Consider the following 21,427-nt stretch of genomic DNA (forward strand, 5'->3'; position numbering starts at 1 on the left):
GACTCCCACGGCTTCACGCGCACCCCCGTGTGCGCACCCCATCCTCATGCCGACGCACGTCGGCCGGCGAGAACAGAAGGACACCCATGACCGCCCCACTCCTGCTGGTGACCGAGATCCCCGTGGACCCCGCCGAGACGGCCAAGGCGATCGCCGTCTGGCAGTCCCAGACCCCCGTCGTCGACGGCGCCGTCCTCTACCGGAGCACCGAGGCCTCCACCCTGCTGGAACTGACCCCGCTGAGCGGCCTCGCCCAGCTCGACGACCTGACCGCCGGCTGGCGCGAGGCGGCCGGGGCGCTCGCCCCGCTGTCCACCGGCGACGTACGGCGCCAGGTGCTGGAGTTCGTCGAGGCGCCCAAGCCGGTCGCCGGCGAACTGCCCGACACCCCTTACGTCCAGCTCCGTCACGTCGAGGTGAAGCCCCCCGTCAAGGAGGAGTACCTGGACTGGCGGGTGGACACCATCTTCGCCGAGGTGCACAAGTCCGAGCGGATCGAGGCGTTCCTCGCCTATCACTCCGTGCTCAGCACCGAGCCGGGCGTCATGTTCGTCTCCGGCTTCTCCTGCGAGCCCGAGGAGTACCTGCCCACCTTCGCCTCCGAACGCTACGCGGAGATAGCCCGGCAGGCGCACCCTCGCTTCGTCACCGACGACGGGCTCTACACCCGCGTCTACCGACGGGTCGACGCGCGGTGACGACGAGCCGCTCCTACCAGCTGAGCATGACGACGCAGGGCCCGCTCTACCCGCCGAGCGAGGTGATGAACGCCGACGGCGACTTCGTGGTCGTCGGCGCCGTCAACCGGCCCGGCCCCGACGGTGGCGTCACCACCACATGGGGCGGCGCGATCGTCTCCAAGGACAGCCCGGTGCCGCCCTTCGGACAGAACGAGCCGTACACGATCGTCAGGGAGCTGTCCCCGGACCTCAGCGATCCGGCCGACCGTGACATGGTCCTGTACACGTTGCCGTTGCCGCTGCCCTGCCTGAACTACCCCGCCGTCTTCGCCCCGGAGCAGGTGCCCGAACCGTTCGCGGTGCAGCGCCCCAGCTACGCCTTCCACGAGGTCCCCATCCCGGACCTGCAGCCGGAGGACGGCCCCAGGCTCACCGAGCCGGTGACTCTCGGCCAGTGGGCGCAGGCGGCCGGCGAACTGACCGTCTCGACGGTCGACGACGACCGCGCGGCCGAGTTCCGCGGCACGTTCACCGGACTGATCCCCGACAGCCTCTACACCGTGATGTCGGTACGGCTGCGAGACCTGGATCCCGGCGGGCCGGCCCATCCGAGCCCGCTCGGCGTGCCCAACGTCTTCGTCACGGACCACAAGGGTGCCGGTACCTACAACGCGGCCCTTCCCAACCCGTTCCCCGCGCCGGGCACCCCCGAGGCGTCCCAGCGCGTCGTCAACGTCATCGTGCTGTGGATGAGCCACCAGCGGAACTACGGCGGGGCCATCGGACACCACGGGCTGGGCGGGGACGTCCACGCCCAACTGCGCCTGGCGGCACCGTCCTTCGCCGAGTTCACCACTCGACCCTGACCCGGCCCCGCGGGCCCCGAAACGGAAGTCCGACACATGGAGAACGCGTTGCTGACCCAGCGGTCCTTCCGCGACGTCCTCGGCCGTTTCGGTACGGGGGTCGTCCTGGTCACCGCGCAGACCGGGGACGGGCCCGTCGGCATGGCCGCGAACTCCTTCACCTCGGTCTCGCTGGACCCGCCGCTCGTGGCGCTGTGCGCAGCTCGCTCGTCGACCACCTGGCCGGCGGTCCGCGCCGCGGGGGGTTTCGCGATCACGATCCTGGGCGCCCACCAGGAGGAGGTGTGCCGGACCTTCGCCACCCGGGGGATCGACCGGTTCGTGGGCCTGGACTGGTCGCACACGCCCGCCGGCCACCCGGTGCTCGCGGACGGGCTGGGCTGGCTCGACTGCGTCGTCGAGACGGTCCATCCGGCCGGTGACCACGAGCTGGTGGTGGCGCGGGCCGACCGGTGGGCCGTGATGCCCCGGAGCAGTCCGCTGATCTTCCACTCCGGCCGCTACACGCGCCTGGCCGAGGGCCGAACGCCGCGTGTCGTACCCACTCACGAACAGCACTGAGGACACGACATGACCTACACAGGAGTCGTCCGGGCCGGTGGCCCCCCGGACGTACGCGAGACGAGTCTGTTGACCATCACCAAGGCCTCGGTCGGCTCCATCGACAACAACGTCTACCTGCTGCGCTGCCGGGCGACCGGCGAGCAGTTGCTGATCGACGCCGCCGACGAGCCGCACACGCTGCTCGCCCTCGCCGGCGACGGCGGACTCGCCTCGGTGTTCACCACGCACCAGCACTGGGACCACCACCGTGCGCTGCCCCAGGTGGTCGAGGCCACCGGTGCGCGCGTCCTCGTCGGCAGGGACGACGCCGAGGGCCTCCCGCTGCCCGCCGACGTCCTGCTCACCGACGGGGACGTGGTGCGGGTGGGGGAGGCGGAACTGACCGCCCGGCATCTGGTCGGTCACTCACCGGGCAGCATCGCGCTGATCCACCGTGACCCGCGCGGACACGCCCACGCCTTCACCGGCGACTCCCTCTTCCCGGGTGGTGTCGGCAACACCCAGAAGGACCCGGCACGGTTCGCGTCCCTCTTCCACGACGTGAAGACGAAGATCTTCGACGCACTCCCGGACGACACATGGGTCTATCCGGGCCATGGCAAGGACACCACGCTCGGCGCCGAGCGGCCGAACCTGGACGAATGGCGCGCCCGCGGCTGGTGAACGGCCGCTGTCGAGAAAAAAGGCATCCGGTCCTTTTCCGGGGCCGTGGAAAAAGAAGCAACCAGAACGGGGTGGGGAAAATGAAGGACAGTGTTCTCGACGCGATACCGGCTTCCGTCGCGGGATCCGGCACGGCGCTCCTCGAAGCCGAAGCGGTGAATCCCGCGAGGGGCCTGACACATCCGGTGGGCATTCTCGCGACCGGGCTCTACGTTCCCGACCGGGTGGTCACCAACGAGGAACTCACCCGTACTCTCGACACGTCGGAGGAGTGGATCACCTCCCGCACCGGCATCGTGGAACGGCGCTTCCTGGAGGAGACCCAGGCAACCTCCGACATGGGGCTGCGGGCCGCCCGCCAAGCGCTGGCCCGGGCCGGCCTGGACCCGGCCGAGCTGGACGCCATCATCGTCACCACCTTCACCCCCGACCAGCCGCTGCCGTCCACGGCCCTGATCATCAAGGAGGCCCTGGGCGCCCGCAACGCGATGCCGCTCGACCTCACCCAGGCAGCCTGCGCCGGCGGCATCTACGCCCTGCTGACGGGCGCGCACCTGCTGCAGAACGAGGCGTTCCGGCACGTCCTGGTCATCGGCGCCGACGCCGGGTCACGCGCCACCGACCCACGGGACCGGACCACCCGGGTGTTCCTCGGCGACGCCGCCGGCGCCGCGCTCCTCGGCCGCACCGCTCCGGGCTACGGGCTGCTCGCCTGGGACACCGACGACGAGCTGTCGTACGAGGTGGAGATCCCCGCCGGCGGTTCCCGCAGGCCGACGACCCCGCGGACCGCGGACGACCGCGACCAGTACCTGAAGATGAACGGCAAGGCCGTGTGGAACATGGCCACCGAGAAGCTGCCGCAGAGCGTCCGGCTGACGGCGGCCCGGGCCGGCGTCAGCCTCGACGACGTCCAGCACGTCCTGCTGCACCAGGCCAACCTCAACATCATCAACGAGGCGGCGCTGGCCCTGGGCGTACCGTCGGACCGCGTCCCCACCACCGTGGGCCGCTACGGCAACACCGCCGCGGCCAGCGTGTTCACCGTTCTGCACGAGACCATGGAGCACCGCGTCCGGCACGGAGACCTGGTGATGATGGCCGCGATCGGAGCCGGTTTCCTGTGGGGATCGGCCTGCTTCCGCCACTTCGCGCCCGACGAGGCCTGACCGTGTTCGCCGTGGCGGCCAAGGGCACCGACCGCGACGACCCGCTCGGCTGCCTGTACGCCGGCGCGTGGCCGGAACCGGAACCGCAACCGGGCTGGACGACCGTGTCGGTCCGTGCGGCCGCGCTGAACATGCACGATGTCTGGACCCTGCGCGGTGTGGCGCCCCCCGGCCAGCGGCTGCCCGTCGTCCTCGGATCCGACGCGGCCGGCGTGGACGAGGACGGCAACGAGGTCGTCGTCCACTCGGTGATCGGTGACCCGGCCGCCGGCGGCGGTGACGAGACCCTCGACCCGCGCCGCACGGTGCTCGGCGAGGAGTACGACGGCACGTTCGCCCAGCGGGTCGCCGTTCCCCGCGCCAACCTGGTGCCCAAGCCGCCGGGGCTGTCCTTCGAGGAGGCCGCCTGTCTGCCGGGCGCCTGGCTCACGGCGTACCGGATGCTCTTCGACCGGGCGGCACTGGAGCCCGGTGGCAGCGTTCTGGTCCAGGGCGCCGGCGGGGGCGTCGCCACGGCGCTGATCGCACTGGGCTCGGCCGCCGGCTATCGCGTGTGGGTGACCGGCCGCACCGAGGAGCGTCGGGCCCGCGCCCGGGAGCTGGGCGCCCACGCCGTCCTTCCGGCCGGGGCGCGGCTGCCCGAGCGGGTCGACGCGGTCATGGAGACGGTCGGCGAGGCCACCTGGGCACACTCGCTGCGCAGCGTACGGCCGGGCGGCCGGATCGTGGTCAGCGGCGCCACCACCGGGTCCATGCCGCCGGCCGACCTGACGCACATCTTCTTCCGGCAGCTCACGGTCGTCGGCTCCACCCTCGGCACCCGCGGCCAACTGGAGGACCTCTCCCGGTTCTGCGCGGTCCACCGGCTGAGCCCGGTGGTCGACCGGGTGCTGCCGCTCGCCCGGGCGCGTGAGGGGTTCCAGGCCCTGCTGGACGGCCGCGTCTTCGGCAAGGTCGTCTTCACCCCGCCCGCCTGACGCGCACGCCGGACCTCCGGCGAGGAGAACACCTCTCCTTCATCGCCCCCTGAATAGGGCCTTCCCCGGTTTTCCGTGCCATTGTCCGGGCGGCCGGGCGGAGGGTGGGAACAGTTGAACGAGAATATTCTTGACGCTCCACCCGGCGGCGTCTAGCTTCTTTCCGGACACGAATTCCCGGCAGAATTCGTGAGATAAATCGAGGAGTTTTTCATGGCCAGTCCCGCTCTCACCAGAGAGTTCGTCGAACAATTCGTCTTCACCGAGCTGGTACGACTCGGAGCCGAGGAATCCGAGGTCGAGACCCGGGCCGCTTTCGAGGACCTCGGCCTTGATTCGCTCGACATGACCGAGCTGGGTACGGCGGTCAAGCGGCAGCTCGGCGTCGAGGTGCGGCCCAGGGACTTCGAGGACGTGGTGGTCGTCCAGGACGCCCTCGACGTCATTCACGGCCGGGCGGGCCTGTGACTGCCGCGCGGACGGGCGGGAGCCGGATCTCGTGAGCGTCATCCTGGCCGGTGCCGGCGCGGCACTGCCCGAACGCACCCTCGTCAACAGCGACTTCGACCACCTCGGTTCCTCCGACGCCTGGATCGTCAAGCGCACCGGCATCCGCGAGCGCCGCTGGCTCCGCGACGACGAGCGCCTCGCGGACCTCGCCACCCCGGCGTGCGAGCGGGCGCTGGCGGACGCGGGCATCGACGCCAAGGACGTCCAGCGGGTGATCGTGGCCACCTCCACGGCCGACCGGATCAGCCCGGGGATCGCCGTGGAGATCGCCGACCGGATCGGCGCCGTCCGCCCGGCCGCCCACGACGTGTCCGCCGGCTGCTCCGGCTTCCTGTACGCCCTCGACCAGGCCATCGCGGCCATCGAGACGGGGCGGGCCGAGCATGTGCTGGTCTGCGGCGCGGAGGCGCTGTCCAGGATCACCGACAAGACCGACCGGTCCACCGCCGTACTGCTGGGCGACGGGGCGGGCGCGGTCGTCGTCTCGGCCCACCCCGACGCGCTGCGTCCCTCCTTCGCGCTCGCCTCCGACGGCACGCAGATCGACCTGCTGTACGTCGGCAAGGAGGACCGGCTCCTGCGGATGCGGGGACGCGACATCTACGAGGCGGCGGTGGACGCCATGGCCGGGCACACCGGCATGGTCCTCGCCGACCGCGGCCTCACCGCCGACGACCTGGACCTCTTCGTCGCCCACCAGGCCAACGCCCGCATCGTGCAGGCCGTCGCACGACGCCTGGAGATGCCGGCCGCGAAGGTGTTCCTCAACATCGAGAAGGTCGCCAACACGTCCGCGGCCTCCATCCCGATCGCCCTGACGGCCGCGCAGGAGACGCAGGCGCTGCGTCCCGGCGCACTGGTCGGGCTCGCGGCCTTCGGCGCGGGTCTCACCTGGGCGGCCGGCGTCATCGGCTGGAAAGTCCCTCGTGCAACCGCGTGACACCCGCAGTTGCACACCCCTCTGACGGCCCGCGGGGCCGGAACAGACCACGGAGCATCGGAGTCGTTGTGGACACTCTCATCGCGGGCGCAGCGCACTGCGCCGCCGCCGACGGTCTCGCCGGCCTGCTGAGTCCGCTCACCGAGTCCGCGTTCCTCCGCCACCGGCTCGGCGTGGAGCCCGTCCTGATCCGGGGCCGGGAGCGGCGCTTCACCGGCCTCTTCGGATGGAGCCAGCTCAACGAGGTCCTCGCCTCGCACCGTGCCGACGCGGCCCGCGTCCACCTGGTCCGGTCCGCCGACGGGATGTCCCTGGCGTCCTGCTCCGAACCGGTACCGCAACTGGCACGGCGCGGACGTCCGACGAGGCTGCGGCCGGACCGGCTGCAGGAGGCTCTGGCGGCCGGCGCCACCCTGGTCGTCGACGGCGTCGAGGAACTCCACGCCCCCCTGCGGGACCTGGTCGCGGAGGTCGAGCGCTCGCTCGGTGCCCTCGTCCAGGCCAATCTCTATGTGAACCTGGGCGGCGCCCAGCAGGGCTTTCACACCCACTGGGACGACCACGACGTGCTCATCCTGCAGGCCGAGGGCACCAAGCGCTGGGACATCCACCCGCCGACCACCGAGCACCCCGTCGGTGTCCTGAGCAACCCGCCGCGCCCGGCGGCCGGCGCCGTCTCCTGGTCGGGCGAACTCACCGACGGAGACGTGCTCTACCTGCCGCGCGGCTGGTGGCACACCGTCCGCGCGGTCGAGGGCGCCCCGTCCGCACATCTCACCCTTGGCACCCGGCTGCCGTCAGCCGGCGACCTGCTGCGGCGGCTGCTCGTCCACCTGGTCGGCGAACACGGCATCGTCCGGCAGGACCTGCCCCGGTTCGCCGACGCGGAGCGCGCCGACGGCTGGTACGCCGCCCTGCGCCGGGTGCTGGCCGACGCCGCGGCCGAACCGGGTCTGCTGGAGAAGCTGGCCGCCGAACTCGACGCCGGCGCTCCGGCACGGCCGCGCTTCTCCCTCCCGCACGGTGGACCGGTCGAATCAGGGCCCCGATGACTGGGGCGGTGTACCGCCGGACGGCGATGGTGCGCGGCCTGCCGTCGGCCTTCTGGTGGATCTGGCTGAGCATCCTGGTGAACTGGATCGGCGGCTTCGCCGGTCCCATGCTGGCCCTGTCGCTGACCGCGGGGCGTGGCTACTCGGCCTCGTCCGCGGGGCTGGTCCTGTCGTCCATCGGGCTCGGCGGAATCATCGGGACGTTTCTGGGCGGGGCGTCGGCCGACCGGATCGGGCGGCGCCCGACCATGGTCGCCGCCCATGTCTGGACGGCGGTGAGCATGGCGCTGCTCGGGCTGAGCGAGGCCCCCTGGGCGGTGGCCCTGGCCGCGCTGGCGATGGGGATCGGCGCCACCGCCGTGCGGCCGGCGATGCAGGCGTCGCTGACCGACCTGGTCCGCCCGCAGGACCGGCAGCGGGCCTTCTCCCTCAACTACTGGGCGCTGAACGCCGGAGGAGCGGTGTCCGCGGTGCTGGCCGGACTCATGGTCACCCACGGCTACACCCTGATCTTCCTGGCCGACGCGTGCGCGACGCTGCTGTGCGCAGTCGTGGTCCTGGTCAAGGTCCCCGAGACACGGCCGCCCCACGCGCCGAAGACGCCCGGGGCGCCGCACGCGACGACCACGACACCGCCCCCGCCGACCGTGCCGGTCCACCGGGACCTCCCGTTCATGGTGTTCGTCCTGATGACCACCGTGTTCGCGGCGGTCTTCCAGCAGGGAACGTCCACCCTGCCCGTGGTCATGTCCGGCGAGGGACACTCTCCGCAGATGTACAGCCTGGTCAGCGCGGTGAACGGCCTGATGGTGGTCCTCCTCCAGATTCCGCTGACCCGGCTGGCGAGCCGACGGTCGCGGCCCCTGGTCCTGCTGGCCGGCGGAGTGCTCGTCGGCTGGGGGTTCGGCCTGACCGCGCTCGCCGGCAGCATGGGGATGTTCGCCCTGACCGTCGTGATCTGGACCGTCGGCGAGATCCTCCAGGCTCCGGCCGGGATCGCGGTCACCGCGGACCGTGCCCCGGCCCACCAACGCGGCCGCTACCAGGGCATGTACGGCGGCGCCTGGTCGATCGCCGCCTTCCTGGCCCCGGCCTGCGGGGGCTGGGTCCTGGACCGGTGGGGGCAGACCACGCTGTGGACCGGGTGCGCGGTCCTGGGGACCACCGCCGGCATCGGCTGCGCGCTGATCACCGCGCGCCACACAAGCTTCCGTACGGGTGTCACGAACGCCGTACGGGACGGAAGCGGCACCCCGCTTCCCCACTCCTCTCCCGCACCCGGGAGAGGGATCGCCACCGAAGGGAGCACGCCATGAACGAGCAGCTCGTCGTCAACAACTGCGTCGCGGGCTACGTCGACGCCGAGGCGGAACTCATCGCCAACAACTGCGTGTCCGCCTACGTCGACGAGGAAGAACTCCTCATCGTCGACAACTGTGTCGCCGCGTACGTGTGAACCGATGACGTCCACCGACACCCAGGAGTCCGGCCCGGGCAGCTGCAGCTGCCCGGCGCCGGGCCCCGGCCCACGGGACCTGATCGCCGCGACCCGCGTCCTCACCGGCCCCGGCGGCACCCCGCCCGCACTGCGCCTGGCCGTCAGCGACCTGGCCCAGCACGCGACCACCCAGCCCTGGCAGGCCGACGGGCAGGCGTTCGGCACCTCCTGGGACTGTCCCGAGCAGGCGCGCCGCAGCGCCGAGGGCGAAGCCGTCGAGCGGTTGTGCGGTGCCGTACCGCCGGACCCCGGCCGCGTCGTGTACGGCAGTCACCGGGAGCTGATCCGCAGAGGCGTCCCCGCCCTGGACCCCCGCCGACTCGTGCTGTACTCGCCGCGCCAGTACGCCACGCCCGGCTTCCCCTTCCGCCCCTTCCTGCCGGTCTCGCCGGCCCACTGGGTCGAGGGCCGTTTCGCCGACCGCGACGAACCGGTGTACGTACCCGCCTTCCTCGTGTACACCGCCTGGCGGCGCATGCCCCATGAGCGGCCCGAACCGCGGTACGCCTTCCCCGCCCTGGGAGGCACCGCGGCGGGGGCCACCGCCGAACACGCCGTCGTGTCGGGGCTGCTGGAGGTGATCGAACGGGACGCGGCGGCCGTCTGGTGGGCCAACGCCCACCCGCTGGCCGCCCTTCAGCCCACCCCGTACCTCCTGGAGCTGATCGGCGGGGCCCCACGGGACTTCGACGTCCGGCTCGCGTACGTGGAGAACGAGTTCGGCGTCCCGGTGCTCGCCGCAGGAGTGCGCAGCAGGGACGAGGGCTGGCTGACGTACGGTTTCGCGGCCCGCGCCGATCCGGTCGAAGCCGCGGCGAAGGCCCTGGCCGAGGCGTACACCCTTCAGCTCACCTGCCGCACCCTGGACAACCCGGCCGCGCGGCCGCGGACCCCGGGCCGCACCTCACCGCTCAAGCCGTGGCGCCGCGACCGCCGTTACCTCGACTCCTACCGTGCCGACTTCTCCGACGTGGTCGAGCAGCTGTGCCAGCAGCAGGTGTACCTCGACCGGCGTGCGGCGGACCGCGTCGCCCCCTGGGCCTGGGACCTGCCGCCCGGCAGCTGGGCGGACGTGCCCGTACTGCCCGGGAGCGGCCTCGGCGTGCTGCTCGACCGGGTCCGGGCGCGCGGTCATGAGGTCATCACCGTGGACCTGACCACCACCGGGGCGGCCGCGGCGGGAGCGCACGCGGTACGGGTCGTCGTCCCGGGCAGCGTGGGCGCGGCGCCCGCGGCCTATCCCGCCCTGGGGGGCGGACGGATGCGGGGGGCCGGCGCCCGGCTGGGGTGGCACCCGTCCGCACTGGGCGAGGAGCAGCTCAACACCTTCCCCATGCCGCACTCATGACCCTGCCGTATCTCGATCCAGCCGCACTCCTGATTTGTTCCGGCGTGTACCAGTGGTCCTGGGAACAACGAAACCTGCCCAAAGGTATGTTGTGTACGCCCGGCACACGAGACGTCCGCGAGTCCCGCAGTGCCGAGGAGCGGTACACGCGTCCACGTGACGCAGACCCATGACACGAGATCGACGGCAGGAGCCGCACATGGCCGCGACAGAAGAACAGCCCTCTTCCATGAACAGAAGCAACAGCCCGCGCCACAGAGGCTTAAAACAGGAGCGCGCGGTCCGTACCTACGGCCAGATCCTGCAGGCCGCCGCCGACCTCTTCGCGAAGACGGGGTTCGCCAACGTCACACTCGTCGACATCGCGGAACACGCGGGCGTGACCAAGGGCGCCGTGTATTTCCACTTCATGAACAAGGAAGCCCTCGCGGTCGCGGTCATGGACGAGTACTACGTCCGGCTGGCCGCGGTGGCCAAGGACGTCAGACAGTCGTCGCTGTCACCCCTGGACGCCGCCGCCGAGCTGATCACGCGGACGACGGCGGTGCTGCGCCGGGACACCGTCTTCCAGTCCGCGGTCCGGCTCCAGAAGGAGCTGTTCCTCTTCGACAACCAGCTCCCCACGCCCTTCGTCAGTTTCATCGAGGCCGTCGGTGAACTGCTCGCCGAGGGCAAGCTGCGCGGCCAACTCCCCGAGGACGCCGACCCGAGGGCCCTAGCCCGCGTGCTCGTCGCCGCGTTCTACGGGGCGCAGCACATCTCCTGGGTGCTCACGGGCCGAGCGGACGTCGTCGAACGCGTACGGGAGGTCATAGACGCCATCATTCCCCGTCGGTCACCCGAGCCGCCGGGAGAGCCCGCACAGACGCTGAGGAGCGAGCAACCACCATGGACCTCAACGGCACCGTCGCACTCGTCACCGGAGGCACATCCGGACTGGGGTTCGCCACCGCGCGTCGGCTGAACGCCTCGGGCGCCCGCGTGGTGTTCCTGGGCCGTCCCTCGCCCCGGGCGGAGAAGGCGGCCGCGGACCTCGGCAGCGGCGCCCGGTTCGTCCCCGGCGACGTCACCAGCACCGAGGACGTCGCCCGGGCCGTGGCGGTGGCGACCTCGCTCGGGCCGCTGCGCGTGGCCGTCACCTGCGCCGGAACCTCCGCGTCGGGACGCACGCTCGGACGCAGGGGGCCGCTGCCCCTGGAGGACTTCGAGGCGGTCCTCCGCGTGAACCTGCTGGGCACGTTCAACGTGGTGCGCCTCGCGGCCGAGGCGATGGCCGGCAACGAACCGGCGGACGGCGATCGCGGCGTCGTGGTCTGCACCTCCTCGATCGCCGCCTACGACGGCCAGGAGGGCCAGGCCGCCTACACCGCGTCCAAGGCCGCCGTCGCGGGCATGACGCTTCCGCTGGCACGCGACCTGGCCCGGCACGCCATCCGCGTGGTGACCATCGCCCCGGGCCTGTTCAGCACCCCCATGGTCGAGAAGCTGCCCCAGGAGACGCGAGAGTCGCTGGCGAGGCAGTCGCCGCACCCGCCGCGCTTCGGGCACGCCGAGGAGTTCGCCTCGCTCGTCGCGCACATCGTGGACAACCCCATGCTCAACGGCGAAGTCATCCGGCTGGACGGCGCGATGCGGCTGAGCCGGTCCTGAGGCCGGCGTTCCGGCCGGCCCGGGACGCGTCAGGGCCCGGACGCGTCAGGCCCGGGAAGCGTCAGGCCCGGATGGCGGACAACAGCAGCTTGCGCAACTCGGCCCAGCGCTCCGGCAGGTCGGCCCGCCCGTTCAGGACGTCGGAGATGTGCTGCATCCCGAAGAACGAGGCGACGATCAGACGCGCCGCCTCCTCGGGAGTCACTCCCTCACGCAACTGGCCGGCCGCCCGCGCGTCGGCGAGCAGCTCGGTGATCAACTGCGTCCAGCCCACGTACGGAGCGGGCAGGGGTGCGCCTATCAGGGACCGCTCCAGCTGCAGCCGGGCGCCCGCCTGCACGATCGGGTCCTGATGGAAGGCGGAGGCGACCCCGTCGAGCAGGTCCACCACGGTGTCGAACGGCGACAGACCCTTGGTCCGCGTCTCCGCCAGCAGCACGGGCCAGCGCGCGTAGTGCTCCTCGACCACGGCGATGGCGAGCACCTCCTTGCTGGGGAAGTGGTGGTACACCGCGCCCTTCGTCATGCCCGCCCGCTCGGCGACGTCCAGGACCGAGGTGTCCGCGTAGCCGTTCTCGGCGAAGCACTCGGCTGCCTTGAGCAGGACCAGCTGCCGGGTACGGACGGAGCGGTCCTGCTTGGGCGCGGCACCGCGCCCCGGGGAACCGGCGCGCACGGTGCGCGAAGCGGAATGGACAACCGGCTTCACGCCTGGCCTCCCTCTCGGTCGTGGCCTCGCGGAGCGCTGTGCGGTCCTGTCGGCGGGCGGGTCTTGCAACATATCTGCCGGACGGTATGTTGCGAAACCGCGACCGGGGCCCGGTCGCCTTCACGGCGGGTCGTACCGGCCGGCCGCCACTGACACGGGGGATGTCATGCAGGGGACAGATCGTCATGCCACCGAGGTGCGCCCGCACGCACCGCGGACCCGGCCGACCGGGCGGGATCACTGGTCCGACGCCGGAACGCTACGCGCAACGGTCCACAAGCGAGCCGCCGCGGAGGTCTTCCTGACCAATGCCGTACAAGTGGCGGACGACCGGTTCAGCGTCGCCGTCCGCTGGCCCCGCGAACACGGCCTGTACCAGCCGGGACCCCGGGGGGACGGAGACCCGCTGCTGTGGATCGAAACGGTCCGCCAGGCGGGAATCCACCTCTCGCACCGCTTCTACGGCGTCCCCATGCACCACCCCTTCGTGCTCGCCGAGGTCACCCTCGCGGTCGGCCCATCGGCGGGAAGCCGCGTGGCGCATCCGGCGCCCGTCACTCTGGACGTCGTCGTTCGCCGCGAGGCGCAGGACACGCGCCGCATGGCCGCCTCGGCGGAGGCCGTCGTCCTGGCCGGCGGACGGGCCATGGGCCGGGTGGGGCTGCGCTGGCAGGCGGTCGATCCCGTCCGGTACGCGGTGCTGCGCCGACGCAACTCCCCGTCCCAGCCGATCGGCGCCGTGCCCGGGGACGCCGACGCCGTGCCGCTGACCGCCGGGGCCGTCGGACGGGCGCGGGAACGGGACGTGATGCTGGCCGCCACCCGCGACGACGACACCTGGATGCTCCGCCTGGACACCGGTCACCCGGTGTTCTTCGACCACGCGGTCGACCACATACCGGGCATGGCACTCCTCGAGGCCCTCGCCCAGGCGGCCGCCGTCGGCACGGCGCGCGCGGCCGGCCCCGCGGCGACGCGCACGACCGGTTGCGCGCCGCGCGCCTCGCTGCTGCGCTCGGGCACCTTCGTCTTCGAGGCCTTCGGCGAACTCGACGCGCCGGTCACCGTGACGACCCGTGCCACGTCCGGTCCCGCCTCCGCCGACGACGCCTCCGCCCTGTGCGTATCGGCCGTCCAGGGTGACAGGACTCTGGTGCGCGCGGATCTGCTGTACGGGCCCGCCTCGTGTTGCAGGCCTGACGGTGACGCCGCCGGGGGGCACCGATGACCGTGCCCGTGCCGGATACCGTCGGCGCGTCCGCTCTTGTGGCCGGGGCGCACATCGCCCGAACCACCGCCCACCGGACGGCGGCGGACGTCGAGCGCCTGAACCGGCTGACCGGCGAGCTGGCCCGGGCCGTGACGGACGCGGGCTTCGCCCGCCACTTCGTGCCGCACCGCTGGGGCGGCGTCGCCGGGACCTTCACCGAACTGGTCGCGGCCGTCGCCGTGCTGGGGCAGGCCTGCGCGTCGACCGCCTGGTGCGCGGCGCTCTACGCGGCCCACGGACGGCTGGCCGCCTACCTGCCCGTCACCGGCCAGCGGGAGTTGTGGGAGGCCGGCCCCGATGTGCGGCTGGCCGCCGCGGTCGTGCCGCCGTCAGGGGAGGCCGTCGCCTCCACCGGAGGCTGGCGGCTCACCGGCCGCTGGAACTTCGCCAGCGGCGCGGACCACGCGGACTGGCTCCTCCTCGCGAGCTGGACCGGAACCGGCACGGTACGCGAGCAACGGGTCTTCGTGGTGCCCTTCGCCGCGTGCGAGGTGCTCGACACCTGGCGCAATGTCGGCCTCAAGGGCACCGGCAGCAACACGGTCGCGGTGACGGACGTCTTCGTGCCCGAGTACCGCACGTTCACCCTCGGGACTCTCGCGCGCACCGAGCAGGGCGCCGCCCGCTGCCATGCCGTGCCCTACCGCATGGTCGCCCCCTTGCAGTTCGCCGCTCCCGTCCTCGGGGCCGCGCAGGGTGCTCTGGACGCCTGGGTCGGCACCGTGGCGGCGAAGAGGGGGATCGACGGGAACCTGGTGCGCGAGGCGGTCCCCGCGCAGCAGACACTGACCCGTGCCGCCGCGGAGATCGAGGCGGCACGGCTGCTGCTCCACCAGGCGGCCCGGCGCGCGGACTGCGGGGAGATCAGCGCGCTGACGGTCGCGGCGAACGGCAGGGACGCCGCGAAGGCCGCCGATCTGTGCGTCACGGCGGTGGGGCGTCTCATGCGCGGCGCGGGCGCCCGAAGCCAGCAGGAGGGTGACCCCGTGCAACAGCGTTGGCGGGACGTCACCGCGGCCGCCGGTCATCCGATGCTCGACCTCGACGCCGCGTCGTCCGGTTACGCACAGGCGGTCTTCGCGGCGGCCGGCCCCGGCAGCACCGCCTGACGAAGGGGGCACGGGCCGGGAAGAGCCCTGCTCCGACGGACAGTTGATCGCGGGTAGGTTGGCGAACGAGCGTGCCCACGGCGTGCTCATGTACGAACACCTGCGGTGGGCGGGCCTTCGGCCTGCCCGGAACCACGCGAGCCCGCAGGGACCACAGAGGGGGGATGGGCGTGACCGCCCACGACGAGGAACTCGGCCGCGTGCTGCTGACCGACCGTCAGATAGCGGATCGTGTGCGGCAACTCGGTGCCGAGATCACCCGGGACTACCAGGGGCGCGACCTGGTGATCGTGGGCGTGCTCAAGGGGGCGGCCGCCTTCACGGTCGACCTGGCCCGGGCCGTCGATCTGCCGGTCGCGATGGACTGGGTCGCCGTGTCGACGTACGGGCGCGGCAGCACGCCCGGGACACCCCGGTTGCTCAAGGACGTCGGCGAGGATCTCGCCGGACGCGACGTCCTGGTCGTCGAGGACATCCTGGACACGGGGACAACCCTCTCGTGGCTCATGGCACGGCTGCGTGAGCGGTCTCCCGCCTCGGTGAACTGCTGTGTGCTGCTGCGCAAGCCGCACGCGCTCACCGAACCCGTGGAACCGCGGTACGCCGGATTCGACATCGCCGAACACTGGGTCGCCGGTTACGGCATCGACTATGCGGAGCGGCACCGCAACCTCGGCGGCATCCACGAGGTGCTCCTTCCCTCAGCCGCGTCGCCGGCATCTTCCTGAATCGAACTCCCGCCCGGATCACCGTCCCCGCCGCCCGAGGCGGTGATCAGGCATGCCCGTCTGGAGAAGTCATGGACACCTTCGACCTCGTCATCGTCGGCGCCGGCCCCGCGGGGCTCGCGGCCGCACAGCGACTGGCCGGATCCGGCCGAAGCGTCGCGCTCGTCGACGGCGGAAAGCCCATCGGTGAGCGAGACCGGTACGCCGCCGTCGACATGACACGCGGACACGGCGGCGCCGGCCTGTTCTCGGACGGGAAGTTCTCGTTCTTCCCGTCGGCCAGCGAACTGTGGACGCTGCCCCGCTCCGCCGATCTGCGGGCCGCGTACGACTGGACGTGCGAACTGCTCGGTTCCTACGGCCTGGACACCCCGCCCTTCCCGTCCGATCCCACGGCCTTCACCGTGGGCCGCGGGGAGTGGGTTCTGAAGGACTACCCCTCCGACTACCTCTCGCTGGAGGCGCGCCTGCGGCTCACCGCGGACATGGTCGCCGCCACGGACGCCACCGTCCTCAGCGAGACCGACGTGGTGACGACCGAGTACGACCGCGTCGACGACACGTTCCTGCTGGGTCTGCGTGACTCCAAGGGGCAGGAGTCACAGGTGCTCGCCCGGCGCCTCATCCTGGCCACCGGCAGGTTCGGCCCGCTCGGCCTCGGAACACTGACGGGCGAGCGATCGTTCCGCCGTCTGGAGGTGGGATTCCGGATCGAGCAGCCGTCCGACCGGGCGTTCTTCAAGGACATGAAGCAGCTCGACCCGAAACTGCGCTTCAGCGAACAGGACGGCAGCGTGGAGTGGCGCACCTTCTGCGCGTGCCGTGAGGGGGAGGCGGCGCTGACCGAGACACAGGGGTTGTGGACCGTCTCCGGCCGCTCCGACTGCCCTCCCACCGGCCGGTCCAACGTGGGCTTCAACACCCGCATCCTGGACGAGGAGGTGGCGGCACGGGCCATGGCGCCCGCGCTGGCCGCGATGGCGGAGGAGGAGTCCTACTTCACCCTGTCCCTGACCCGGCTCATGGCCGGGGAGCCGGAGACGGTCGCTGCCTTCGACGGTGTCTACGGACCCGAGCTGCGCGAGATCATGACGCGCGGTCTGTCCCGGCTCGCGGCCGCCTACCCGGTCATCCAGGACGACGCCACACAGCTGATCGGCCCCACCCTGGAAGGCGTCGGCTGGTATCCGAAGGTCGACGGCGACCTGCGGCTCCTCGACGCCCCGGCCTGGGTGACCGGCGACGCGTGCGGATTGTTCCGCGGCATCGTCGCGGCGATGATCAGCGGCCACTACGCGGCCGGTTCCGCGCTGTCCGCGCTGAACGGGCCCCGATGACCGGGGCGCCCGAGAACCGCCGGGCACCGGTCGTCGGCGTCGGGGCCATCCTGGTGCGCTCCGACGGTGCCGTGCTCATCGGCCGGCGGATCAAGCGGGGGGAGACCCCGACCTGGTGCCTGCCCGGCGGACACGTGGAGGCGGGCGAGACCTTCGAGACCGCCGCCGTACGCGAGATCGCGGAGGAGAGCGGCCTGCGGGAGGTCGCAGGACCGCGCGTGTTCGCTGTCGCCCTGCGCATCGACGCGGACGGCACCCAGCTGACCGCCGGTGTGGTGGCCCGCTCCACGGACCCGGGCGCCGAGCCGGCCACCCCGGAGCCCGAGGTGTTCGACCGCTGGACATGGGCCCGGCCCGAGGCCCTTCCCACCCCGCTGTTCCCGGCGAGCGCGGCTCTGCTCGCCGCCTGGCGGGGGAGGCCCGCACCCGACGGGTGGACCGTGTACGCGACGCCGGGAGTCCCGGCGGAGGAAGAAGGGGGACGATGAGCCGCCTCCACGTCTTCGACATGGACGGCACCTTGCTGCGCGGCACCACCGCGAGCCTGGAGATCGCGCGCCGTCTCGGCTGCCTGCCCGACCTGATCCGGCTCGAGACGGAGTTCGCGACCGGCACGGTCGACACCCGCGCCTTCGCGGCGCGAATCTGCCTGCTGTGGCGGGAGCTGACCTACGACGTCGTGGCGGACGTCTTCGCCCGGGCACCCTGGATCGGCGGGCTCGCCGAGGTGTTCGAGGACATCCGCCGGCGTGGTGAGAGATCGATCGTGGTCACCATGTCCCCGGACTTCTTCGCCGACGGCCTGCGGGCCTTCGGCGCCGACGACGTCGTGGCGTCCCGCTTTCCCGCGCTGCCGTTGCGCACCGGGCCCGATCCCCAGGCGATCCTCACGCCCGCGGACAAGGTCACCATCGTGCACCGCGCCCGTGCCGCACTGGGACTGCACCAGGACCAGTGCGTCGCCTACGGAGACTCCGCCTCGGACCTGCCCCTGTTCAGGGAACTCACACACACCGTGGCCGTGAACGCCGATCGCACCCTCGCCGGGCTCGCCCGCCACCGGTACGACGGTGACGACCTGCGCGTGGCGTATCGGATCGCCCGAGTCCGGCCGCCGTCCGCGCCGGACGGGCCGTCCCGCGTCCGTCCCAAGGAGCGTCAGTGACCACCTCTTCCCCGACCTCGGAAGACTTCCGGTTCGACGGACGCGCATGGACCAGGCTGCTGGTGCTGTGCACGGCCATCCTCTTCGAGGGCATGAGCCTGTCGAGTATCAATGTGCAACTCGCCGGTATCCAGCGGGATCTCGAACTGCCCCCCGACCAGCTTCAGTTGGTGGCGAGTTCGTTCCTCACCCTGTACGCGGCGCTGCTCCTGGCCGGGGGAAGCTGCGCGGACCGGTGGGGTCACCGGCGGGTGTTCCTGGCCGGCGTGGCCGTCTTCGGCGCCGGATCGCTCGGCGCGGCACTGGCGCAGGGGCCGGTGCTGCTCATCACGGCCCGAGCCGTCCAGGGAGTCGGCGCCGCGATCACCGCGCCCGCCGCCGTCGCGCTCATCGTCCGGGGATTCCCGCAGGGAGCCGCACGCAATCGGGCGCTCGGCGTCTTCAGCGCCATGGGCGCGGCGGGCTTCTCGCTCGGCGTCGTCGTCGGCGGCCTGCTGACCCAGGCGGTCGACTGGCGAGGCGCCTTCGTCCTCTACGTGCCCCTGAGCCTGGTGGTCCTCGTCCTGGGCGTACGCGTCCTGGACCGCGACCCCGGCGCAGGAGCGGGCAACCGGGTGCCGCTGGTGTCCGCCCTGCTGATCACGGGTGGTCTCGTCACCCTCGTGTACGGCGTGGGCCGGGTCGGCAGCGGCTCCCTTCCCGAGACCGGGCTGCTCATGGCCGTGGGCACCGCGGCGATCATCACGTTCCTCGGGTTGCAGGCCAGGGCGGCGACACCGCTGCTGCCGCTCGCGCTCGTCACCGACCGCCGTATGGCAGCGGCGGCTCTCGCGCTCGGCGGTGCCTTCGCGGCGATCACCGGGGCCCTGTTCCTGGTGGCGACAGACCTGCAGGAACACCAGCACTACTCGGCACTGGCGGCCGGACTGGCCTTCCTGCCACAGGGACTCGCCGTGGGCGCACTCTCGACACCGGCCGCCCGCTGGGCCGACCGCGTCTCCCCGCCACGCCTGCTGCTCACCGGGCTCGGCGTCATCACCGCCGGGCAACTGCTCTACACCGGAGCCGAGCACGGTGACTACCCCACCCACCTGCTGCCCGCGGCGCTCCTGGTCGGCACGGGCATCGCCCTGGCCTACCCGGCGGCGGTGATGCTCGCCAGCAAGGCCGCCTCCTCCGACGGGCAGGGAACGGCGTCGGGCTTCCTGGTCACCTGCCAGCAGGCGGGCGGAGCCATCGGGGTCGCGACGGTCACCGGGATCCAGAATGTCGCACCCGGCACCTTCTGGAGCGGCCCGTACAGCCTGTGGGGCTGCTTCGCCTTCGCCGCCGCGGCGCTGCTCGGCTGCATGCTCCTCCTGCTCCCGAACAAGGTGCGTGTCCGAGTGGCCTGACCCCCCGGGTGGGGGCGGCCGCCGGCTCCCCCCTCGTGCGGACACGGCCGGTACGAGGCGGGGGGCGCAGGGCGCGGCCAGGACCGGCGGGTGACGACGTGTCATGCCGGGTGGTGGCCACGACGGGGAAGACGTCGGCCTGCCCGAGTGCGTATCGCCGGCCTTCGCTGTAGCCGTGAGCGGCGTCCGCCGCCTCCAGTTCCTCCCCGCCGCGGCCCGCTTCTACGGGCGCCGACGGTGTGCTGGAAGGACGAACTCCTATACAGCTCACAGGCTTTTACCATGCCAATCCTAGTTGTCAACGAAATCGTCAGTGACATGGTCAACTCAGTGCACGGACACAAGCCGAGAACGCCAGCAGCCCACCGTTCCCGCCGCTGGTTCATGAACAAGGCCCTGCTCGCCGGCGGTGTCTCCGCCGTCGCGGTCATGGGCGGCTACACCGCCGGCCAGGCCGGTGCGGAGGAAACGTCGACCGCCGACGCCACGGCGAGCGCCACCCCGTCCCGCCCGCCGACCGGCGGCGGCCGGACCATCGCGTACGACGACTTCGTCGGCGTCACCACCGACGGCACCGTCATCAGCGACCTGTACGCGATTCACCGGACCGGCGTCTCCACCACGCCGGTGGTGCGCGCCGGGTCGGCTTTCGTGAACTCGCTGACCGACGACCAGAAGGCGGCCACGCTCTACGACATAGACGCCGACCAGTGGCTCGACTGGACCAACGTCGACTCCAACGACCGCGACGGTCTCGCCCTGCGCGACATGGACGAGAAGCAGTACAGGCTCGCCATCAAGCTGCTCAAGGCCGCGTTGTCCGCGCGTGGGCTCGAGAACGCCACCCAGATCCGCAAGCTCAACCACTTCCTCGGTGAGTACAGCGGCGACACCTCCAAGGCGCTCAACTACGACGCCTACTGGTTCACGATCATGGGCACCCCATCGGCGACCGACCCCTGGGGCTTCCAGTTCGAGGGCCACCACCTGGTCATCAACTACTTCGTCCTCGGTGACCAGGTCGTCGCGACACCGACCTTCCGCGGCTCCGAGCCGACGAAGATCACGTACGACGGTGTGGACTACCACCTCTTCCGGGAGGAGACCGCTGCGGGCCTCAAGCTGTTGCGCTCGCTGGACGCCGCCCGACTCGCCACCGCGGCGCCGGGCACCGAGCAGAAGACCGGCACCAACCTGACCGTCGGCGCCCACAACGACAACGCGGTCCTGCCCTACAAGGGCATCAGGGGCTCGGAGTTGAACCGCAAGCAGCAGAAACTGCTGCTCGACTTGGTCGAGGTCCACACCGGCACCATCGACGAAGGTCACTCCAGGGTGTGGCTGCGTGACATCGAGAAGCACCTCGACGACACGTACTTCTACTGGATCGGCGAGTCCGAGGACGACTCGGCGTTCTACTACCGCGTGCACTCCCCGGTCGTACTGATCGAGTACGACGCCGAGTCCCCGCTCGCCTACCACGAGGACGACGACTCCAGCTCAGCCTCCCCCAGCGCGTCGGCGACGCCCACAGCCTCCGCCTCGGCCGGCCCCGGCGGTGGCATGGGCGGCCCGAACGGCACCCCCACCCAGCAGCACATCCACACCATCATCCGCACCCCCAACGGCAACGACTACGGTGTGGACCTGCTCAAGCTCCACCTGGCAACCGACCACTGACACCGGCTCCACGTCTGGTCCGTCCAGTGAAACCCGTGCATCGTCGACCGGTCCGGGTAGGAACAGGTTCGGGACTTGTCAGGCCGGTGATCTCCTGCCCGGCCCGGCGCGACCGGGA

23 protein-coding genes are annotated in these 21,427 nt (G+C 71.8%); 22 read left to right on the plus strand and 1 reads right to left on the minus strand.

Annotation, left to right across the window (positions count from 1 at the left end; translation table 11 throughout):
• Positions 1–86 precede the first annotated feature (86 nt).
• From ACFYO5_RS22965 to ACFYO5_RS23030, 14 genes are all read left to right on the plus strand, one after another.
• Positions 87–698: a hypothetical protein gene (locus ACFYO5_RS22965; RefSeq protein WP_356565521.1), complete on the plus strand. Its 612-nt coding sequence runs from the start codon at positions 87–89 to the stop codon at positions 696–698.
• Between the two features lie 26 nt (positions 699–724).
• The gene (locus ACFYO5_RS22970; RefSeq protein ID WP_388711536.1) at positions 725–1,546 is read left to right on the plus strand and encodes a hypothetical protein; all 822 of its coding nucleotides are present in this window, start codon (positions 725–727) and stop codon (positions 1,544–1,546) included.
• A 36-nt stretch (positions 1,547–1,582) separates the two neighbouring features.
• Positions 1,583–2,107: a flavin reductase family protein gene (locus tag ACFYO5_RS22975; protein WP_356565517.1), complete on the plus strand. Its 525-nt coding sequence runs from the start codon at positions 1,583–1,585 to the stop codon at positions 2,105–2,107.
• A gap of 9 nt (positions 2,108–2,116) precedes the next feature.
• A complete protein-coding gene (locus tag ACFYO5_RS22980) occupies positions 2,117–2,773 on the plus strand; it encodes an MBL fold metallo-hydrolase (RefSeq protein ID WP_356565515.1) in 657 nt (218 codons plus the stop codon).
• Between the two features lie 80 nt (positions 2,774–2,853).
• A complete protein-coding gene (locus ACFYO5_RS22985; RefSeq protein WP_388711541.1) occupies positions 2,854–3,942 on the plus strand; it encodes a 3-oxoacyl-ACP synthase III family protein in 1,089 nt (362 codons plus the stop codon).
• A 2-nt stretch (positions 3,943–3,944) separates the two neighbouring features.
• Positions 3,945–4,919 (plus strand): zinc-binding dehydrogenase, encoded by a 975-nt coding sequence (locus ACFYO5_RS22990; RefSeq protein WP_356565511.1) that lies wholly within the window; start codon positions 3,945–3,947, stop codon positions 4,917–4,919.
• Between the two features lie 213 nt (positions 4,920–5,132).
• Entirely contained in the window at positions 5,133–5,387 is a 255-nt protein-coding gene (locus ACFYO5_RS22995; protein ID WP_356565509.1) for an acyl carrier protein, read from the plus strand.
• A 31-nt stretch (positions 5,388–5,418) separates the two neighbouring features.
• On the plus strand, positions 5,419–6,369 hold the full coding sequence (locus ACFYO5_RS23000) for a 3-oxoacyl-ACP synthase III family protein (RefSeq protein ID WP_388711545.1): 951 nt from the start codon (positions 5,419–5,421) through the stop codon (positions 6,367–6,369).
• A 68-nt stretch (positions 6,370–6,437) separates the two neighbouring features.
• A complete protein-coding gene (locus ACFYO5_RS23005) occupies positions 6,438–7,421 on the plus strand; it encodes a JmjC domain-containing protein (RefSeq protein ID WP_388711548.1) in 984 nt (327 codons plus the stop codon).
• Positions 7,418–8,737 (plus strand): MDR family MFS transporter, encoded by a 1,320-nt coding sequence (locus tag ACFYO5_RS23010; RefSeq protein ID WP_388711551.1) that lies wholly within the window; start codon positions 7,418–7,420, stop codon positions 8,735–8,737. Before ACFYO5_RS23005 ends, ACFYO5_RS23010 begins: the two co-directional genes overlap by 4 nt.
• Entirely contained in the window at positions 8,734–8,877 is a 144-nt protein-coding gene (locus ACFYO5_RS23015) for a hypothetical protein (protein ID WP_388711553.1), read from the plus strand. Before ACFYO5_RS23010 ends, ACFYO5_RS23015 begins: the two co-directional genes overlap by 4 nt.
• A gap of 4 nt (positions 8,878–8,881) precedes the next feature.
• Positions 8,882–10,267, plus strand: a complete 1,386-nt coding sequence (locus ACFYO5_RS23020) for a YcaO-like family protein (protein WP_388711556.1) — start codon at positions 8,882–8,884, stop codon at positions 10,265–10,267.
• Positions 10,268–10,496: 229 nt separating this feature from the next.
• Positions 10,497–11,231, plus strand: coding sequence for a ScbR family autoregulator-binding transcription factor (locus ACFYO5_RS23025; RefSeq protein WP_388711559.1), 735 nt, complete (start codon positions 10,497–10,499; stop codon positions 11,229–11,231).
• Positions 11,156–11,917 (plus strand): SDR family NAD(P)-dependent oxidoreductase, encoded by a 762-nt coding sequence (locus ACFYO5_RS23030; protein WP_356565495.1) that lies wholly within the window; start codon positions 11,156–11,158, stop codon positions 11,915–11,917. The genes ACFYO5_RS23025 and ACFYO5_RS23030 overlap by 76 nt, the downstream gene beginning before the upstream one ends.
• 61 nt (positions 11,918–11,978) lie before the next feature.
• Here ACFYO5_RS23030 and ACFYO5_RS23035 read toward each other — a convergent pair whose 3' ends face one another.
• Entirely contained in the window at positions 11,979–12,626 is a 648-nt protein-coding gene (locus ACFYO5_RS23035) for a ScbR family autoregulator-binding transcription factor (RefSeq protein WP_388711563.1), read from the minus strand.
• A 166-nt stretch (positions 12,627–12,792) separates the two neighbouring features.
• On the opposite strand from ACFYO5_RS23035, the gene ACFYO5_RS23040 reads away from it, so the two are divergent.
• From ACFYO5_RS23040 to ACFYO5_RS23075, 8 genes are all read left to right on the plus strand, one after another.
• Entirely contained in the window at positions 12,793–13,854 is a 1,062-nt protein-coding gene (locus tag ACFYO5_RS23040; RefSeq protein WP_388711566.1) for a ScbA/BarX family gamma-butyrolactone biosynthesis protein, read from the plus strand.
• On the plus strand, positions 13,851–15,005 hold the full coding sequence (locus tag ACFYO5_RS23045; protein WP_388711569.1) for an acyl-CoA dehydrogenase family protein: 1,155 nt from the start codon (positions 13,851–13,853) through the stop codon (positions 15,003–15,005). The genes ACFYO5_RS23040 and ACFYO5_RS23045 overlap by 4 nt, the downstream gene beginning before the upstream one ends.
• Before the next feature lie 164 nt (positions 15,006–15,169).
• The gene (hpt, locus tag ACFYO5_RS23050; RefSeq protein WP_388711572.1) at positions 15,170–15,733 is read left to right on the plus strand and encodes a hypoxanthine phosphoribosyltransferase; all 564 of its coding nucleotides are present in this window, start codon (positions 15,170–15,172) and stop codon (positions 15,731–15,733) included.
• A gap of 71 nt (positions 15,734–15,804) precedes the next feature.
• Complete coding sequence (locus ACFYO5_RS23055; protein WP_388711575.1) at positions 15,805–17,070, plus strand: FAD-binding protein; 1,266 nt, start codon at positions 15,805–15,807, stop codon at positions 17,068–17,070.
• The gene (locus ACFYO5_RS23060) at positions 17,067–17,558 is read left to right on the plus strand and encodes an NUDIX hydrolase (protein ID WP_388711578.1); all 492 of its coding nucleotides are present in this window, start codon (positions 17,067–17,069) and stop codon (positions 17,556–17,558) included. Before ACFYO5_RS23055 ends, ACFYO5_RS23060 begins: the two co-directional genes overlap by 4 nt.
• Positions 17,555–18,235 carry an HAD family hydrolase gene (locus ACFYO5_RS23065; RefSeq protein ID WP_388711581.1) on the plus strand — a complete coding sequence of 227 codons (681 nt, stop codon included), beginning with the start codon at positions 17,555–17,557 and terminating at the stop codon, positions 18,233–18,235. Before ACFYO5_RS23060 ends, ACFYO5_RS23065 begins: the two co-directional genes overlap by 4 nt.
• Positions 18,232–19,629: an MFS transporter gene (locus ACFYO5_RS23070; RefSeq protein WP_388711584.1), complete on the plus strand. Its 1,398-nt coding sequence runs from the start codon at positions 18,232–18,234 to the stop codon at positions 19,627–19,629. Before ACFYO5_RS23065 ends, ACFYO5_RS23070 begins: the two co-directional genes overlap by 4 nt.
• A 318-nt stretch (positions 19,630–19,947) precedes the next feature.
• Entirely contained in the window at positions 19,948–21,309 is a 1,362-nt protein-coding gene (locus ACFYO5_RS23075) for a DUF3500 domain-containing protein (protein ID WP_388711586.1), read from the plus strand.
• Positions 21,310–21,427: the final 118 nt, after the last annotated feature.

It is taken from the genome of Streptomyces sp. NPDC006259, assembly GCF_042870975.1.
Classification (GTDB): domain Bacteria; phylum Actinomycetota; class Actinomycetes; order Streptomycetales; family Streptomycetaceae; genus Streptomyces.